The 4212-nt window shown below is 62.5% G+C and carries 6 protein-coding genes; 2 read left to right on the top strand and 4 right to left on the bottom strand.

Translation table 11 applies throughout. The features are described from left to right. Positions 1-282: 282 nt before the first annotated feature. From D9C15_RS32640 to D9C15_RS32625, 4 genes are all read right to left on the bottom strand, one after another. Positions 283-711: a hypothetical protein gene (locus tag D9C15_RS32640; RefSeq protein ID WP_128003627.1), complete on the bottom strand. Its 429-nt coding sequence runs from the start codon at positions 709-711 to the stop codon at positions 283-285. A gap of 553 nt (positions 712-1264) precedes the next feature. Next, the gene (locus D9C15_RS32635; RefSeq protein ID WP_128003626.1) at positions 1265-1600 is read right to left on the bottom strand and encodes a hypothetical protein; all 336 of its coding nucleotides are present in this window, start codon (positions 1598-1600) and stop codon (positions 1265-1267) included. 142 nt (positions 1601-1742) lie between these two features. Then, positions 1743-2087, bottom strand: a complete 345-nt coding sequence (locus D9C15_RS34670) for a DUF2845 domain-containing protein (protein ID WP_164886963.1) — start codon at positions 2085-2087, stop codon at positions 1743-1745. Positions 2088-2915: 828 nt separating this feature from the next. Then, positions 2916-3185 (bottom strand): DUF2277 domain-containing protein, encoded by a 270-nt coding sequence (locus D9C15_RS32625; protein WP_128003624.1) that lies wholly within the window; start codon positions 3183-3185, stop codon positions 2916-2918. A 256-nt stretch (positions 3186-3441) separates the two neighbouring features. Between D9C15_RS32625 and D9C15_RS32620 the strand changes: the two genes are divergently transcribed. After that, a complete protein-coding gene (locus D9C15_RS32620; protein WP_128003623.1) occupies positions 3442-3636 on the top strand; it encodes a type II toxin-antitoxin system VapB family antitoxin in 195 nt (64 codons plus the stop codon). Beyond that, positions 3633-4034, top strand: coding sequence for a type II toxin-antitoxin system VapC family toxin (gene vapC / locus D9C15_RS32615; protein WP_128003622.1), 402 nt, complete (start codon positions 3633-3635; stop codon positions 4032-4034). Before D9C15_RS32620 ends, vapC begins: the two co-directional genes overlap by 4 nt. Positions 4035-4212 lie beyond the last annotated feature (178 nt).

The following is a 4212-nucleotide window of genomic DNA, read 5'->3' as shown; positions in this document are numbered from 1 at the left end:
ATCCTGCCGCCGCCACGTCCATCGCGCATCGCGGTCAGCCCGGATAAATCAGCGTTTCCCTTGGGGATCGAAGCGATACCAGCGGACAAGGGATTCTGTGGTTGCGAGAACGTACGACATAGCAGGTGGAGAGTAGTGAATCTGGGGCCTAACGTTTGAGCTGAGCGGGCCCCGCCGGGAAGGCGCTTGGGCCGCGAGGCCGATGATGACACTGGCGGGCTCGCGGCCCAAGTGCCTTGCCGGTGGAGGTCCGCTCGAGCGAAGGGTTAGGCCGCAGTCGCGCTACCACCGACTACTTCCGATGCTGACAACGCTCCTCTCGGTTGGCCCAATGAGCCACACCGCGCCGAAGCCCGAGCTCGCCGACGGATCACCGTAGCGGTCTTGATATCGCGCGGCGAAGTCGGGGCTTGCGAGTACGCCGAGGTGGACCACATCGATAGCAAGAAGCATGGAGAACTTGTCCGCACTGGCATACAGCTTCGCCTTCTCGACGATGGCGTCGTTAATCCAATCTACTGCCGCACTCGGTGTTGCCTTGACTTCCCCGCTGCCCTTCGCGACGCTGCCCCAGAACGCAGGCAGCGGGCTAACGGTGACGATCTGGACAACGACACGATCGCCGAGAATCTGAAGAACTCCGTCCTCACCCAAGTGATCGGTAGCGGCGAGGCTGGTCGCTACCTTCCCACAGCTGGCGAAGTACGCCACGAGGCACGCGAGGACTCTCGCTTCTCCAGGCCGACCGATGTCCACGGGAGGCTTGACTTGCGCAACCAAGTCTTCGCCGACCAATGAAGTGTTGGATTGAGAGCTGGTGGGAGCCGTGTATCGGATCTCGCGCCCGCCAAGCTGAGTAGGGCTATCGGCAACCGTGCCAACCTTCCCCGGGGCGGCGCGCGCTTCGACTCCAGTCAGTTGAACAGACACCTCAATTTGTCCGCCGCAGTGAACGCATGGACCGACTGCCTCTTGCAGCGCGGCGCCACATTGCAAACAACGGATCGCGTGAGGCATGGGGTGGGTCGTCTCTGCGGCCTAACGTTTGAGCTGAGCGGACGCCACCGGCAAGGCGCTTGGGCCGCGAGGCGGATGATATGCCTTGACAGCCTCGCGGCCCAAGCGCCTTGCCGGTGGAGGTCCGCTCGAGCGAAGGGTTAGGCCGCATTTCACCGTGGCTCGAACGGGATGAATGAATATACGGTTGCTGGTGCCGCACGTCATGGCCATAACCACGCTCGCGCGCAGCCAATGCCGGCTCCACCTACTGATGACCTGTCTCGTACGACCGAAGCTGGTGAAAGACTTGCTCGTGAGAGAGCAACTCGATGCCGAAGACTTCACCGCTGGCGCGTAGATCAATGTTGAACCATTCTTCCCCCATGAAGGGAAGCGTTCGGGCTGCTGGCGTTTCGCCGGGCTGAACTGGGCAGTGCTGAACCAGATAGAGGTAGCCTGCGTTTGCGGAAAAGTCGAATGTCCACCGCTCGATTCTGGCCGCCGTGAGTTCGTCGGCTTGCACGGCGAAACCCTCTCCTCGTAGGGCCGTCGCAATGGTAGCCACCAAGTCTGGGAGGGCGTTCGAGAGGATGGTTGTCATGCGGCCTAACGTTTGAGCTGAGGCGACCGCCGCGGGTTGGCGCTTGGGCCGCGAGGCCGATGATATGCACCACGGCCTCGCGGCCCAAGCGCCTAGCCGTGGAGGGTCGCCTCGAGCGAAGGGTTAGGCGGCACCGCGTACCTCATTGAGGCTGACGGCTGTAGCGAATGGACTGGACCTTCCCGTCGCGGAACCGGACCGTGGCCATGAGATTGCCTGGGCCTCTGTCGTACAACCACTCTTCCACCGGCTGGCAGGGAACAAAGGCTCCCGCGATTGGCGCCGGCACCGGGTGAAGGGAACCTTGGTAGAAGACGGGAGCGCAGAAAGAATCAGCCAGCAAGGGCTGGCCGCACTTGTAGAAGACGGACAACTTTGAGTCGCCTTCTACGGCGCTCACTCCGTTGCAGCGTAGCGACTCGGCGTGAACGGCAAGCGGCAAGGCAGACAATGCCAAGGCAAGCGCGGGGCGTAGAAGACTGTTCATGCTGCGGCTCCAGAGACATGCAGTCGCGGTGATTGTGCTCTTCCAAGAGCACAGCGACCACGATGCCGCTCGAGTAGCCACCATGCGTGGCCTGTGCCGCCTAACGTTTGAGCTGAGCGGCGGACAGCGGCATGGCGCACTGGCCGCGAGGCGCAACATGTACCTCGGCGCCTCGCGGCCAGTGTGCCATGCCGTTGGCCGTCCGCTCGAGCGAAGGGTTAGGCCTCGACTCGGGACTGCGACTGGGTGTTGGGCAGAAGGAGACTGGCATTGTTCTGCTGCTGGAGGGCCGCTCGACGGGACCAGGCTGGCGCCGGAGTTTCACTCTTCTCCCGGGCGATTGATACAACGCTGGAGCGAGGGGCAATTCCAGCCTTCCGCGTGCCGACAGTGGCGAGCCGCCCGCCGAACGACGGGCGGCCTGCCGCAGCCGAGGAGTTGCTTCGGGCGGCTCCTTCCGAGTGGCACGAGCCTTCCGAAGATGACTGTTCAGTGACCTCTAAACGCGCAGACCGTCCGAGGCTCGAGAATGAGGTGGACGCGTGGCGCAGCGACCTTCCGAGCTGAGGTGCCTTTCGGCTTTGGGGGCAATGAACTGCAGAGACCATGGATCAGCGGACTTGAAGCTGCCGATAGGCGCAGGGACTGCAGCTTGGAAATTCGAGGCCTAACGTTTGAGCTGAGGCGACCGCTGCGGATTGGTGCTTGGGCCGCGAGACGGATGATGGACCACAACGTCTCGCGGCCCAAGTGCCAAGCCGTGGAGGGTCGCCTCGAGCGAAGGGTTAGGCCTCACCTTGCAGCGGAGCGAGACGATTGACGCCTTGACTACCTGCCGAACCTGAGAACAGAACGCTCTCTGGCTCGCTGAGCCTCAACCTCGCGGTTCTTCGGCGGAGCGTTGGTTACCAGGCCGGCGATGAGATCTCTTGCAGCCTCGGCTATCTGCTCGACGGCACGTTCGAACGCAACCTCGTTAGCTTTGGACGGCACGTTGAAGCCGCTGAGTTTGCGAACGAACTGGAGTGAGGCGTCACGGATCTCCAGCTCTGTGGCTGGCGGCTCGAAGTTGAACAGCGTTCGGATGTTTCGGCACATGGCTTTGCTGAGCCTTGTCTCGGGTTTGACGACCTGCGTGGACTCAAAGAGTCACGAGCTGCCGCCGGCGGATCCGTGTGAGGCCTAACGTTTGAGCTGAGGCGACCGCCGCGGGGTGGCGCTTGGGCCGCGAGGTGCATGATGCCAGCGAGCGCCTCGCGGCCCAAGCGCCAAGCCGTGGAGTGTCGCCTCGAGTGAAGGGTTAGGCTTCACTCGCCATACTGTAGAATGTGTATGAAATGCGCAGGAGGTACACATGCGGACAAATATCGTGATTGACGACAAGCTCATGGCTGAGGCGCTGAAGGCCACGGGAGCCAAGACCAAGAGGGAAGCCGTGGAACTTGGACTTCGAACCCTGTTGCAGATGAGCCGCCAGGCCGAGGTGCGCCGGCTTCGGGGTAAGGTTCAGTGGCAAGGTGACTTGGATGTGATGAGGCGCGACAAGTGATTCTGGTGGACTCGAGTGTGTGGGTGGACTACCTGCGAGGCACACCGACACCGCAGGCAGACAAACTCGACACATTGCTGGGCACCGTGCCGCTCGCGGTGGGTGACTTGATCTTGACCGAGGTGCTGCAAGGCTGCGGGACGGACAAGGAGTTCAACGAGGTTCGCCGGTTGTTGCTGAACCTGACCCTCGTGCCACTTGGTGGCCAGGACGTGGCCATTGAGGCCGCGCGCAACTACCGCCGACTCCGTGCGCTGGGGTTGACGGTGCGCAAGACGATTGACACGGTGATCGCAACGCGCTGCATTGCGGACAAGCTAGAGCTCTTGCACTCAGACCGCGACTTTGACCCGTTCGAGCAGCACCTCGGGCTCCGCTGTGTTCCCTGTGAAGCCTAACGTTTGAGCTGAGGCGACCGCCGCGGGTTGGCGCTTGGGCCGTCGCCTCGCGGCCCAAGTGCCAAGCCGTGGAGGGTCGCCTCGAGTGAAGGGTTAGGCGTCACCTCGCGTGCGCAAGGACCTCCGACACGTGAAGTACGGGTCGAATGTTCGTGTAGTTGGGCAAGTCCGCGGCCAA

This window comes from Piscinibacter defluvii, from assembly GCF_004011805.1.
Taxonomy (GTDB): domain Bacteria; phylum Pseudomonadota; class Gammaproteobacteria; order Burkholderiales; family Burkholderiaceae_C; genus Piscinibacter; species Piscinibacter defluvii.
The sequence above is the reverse complement of the archived record's forward strand: the minus strand, read 5'-3'. Positions and strand labels throughout refer to the sequence as shown.

What these genes read in the sequence shown, in the direction of transcription:
- D9C15_RS34670 (WP_164886963.1), bottom strand. Translation starts at nt 2,087, where the DNA reads ATGAACAGTCTTCTACGCCCCGCGCTTGCCTTGGCATTGTCTGCCTTG.
- D9C15_RS32625 (WP_128003624.1), bottom strand. Translation starts at nt 3,185, where the DNA reads ATGTGCCGAAACATCCGAACGCTGTTCAACTTCGAGCCGCCAGCCACA.
- D9C15_RS32635 (WP_128003626.1), bottom strand. Translation starts at nt 1,600, where the DNA reads ATGACAACCATCCTCTCGAACGCCCTCCCAGACTTGGTGGCTACCATT.
- D9C15_RS32620 (WP_128003623.1), top strand. Translation starts at nt 3,442, where the DNA reads ATGCGGACAAATATCGTGATTGACGACAAGCTCATGGCTGAGGCGCTG.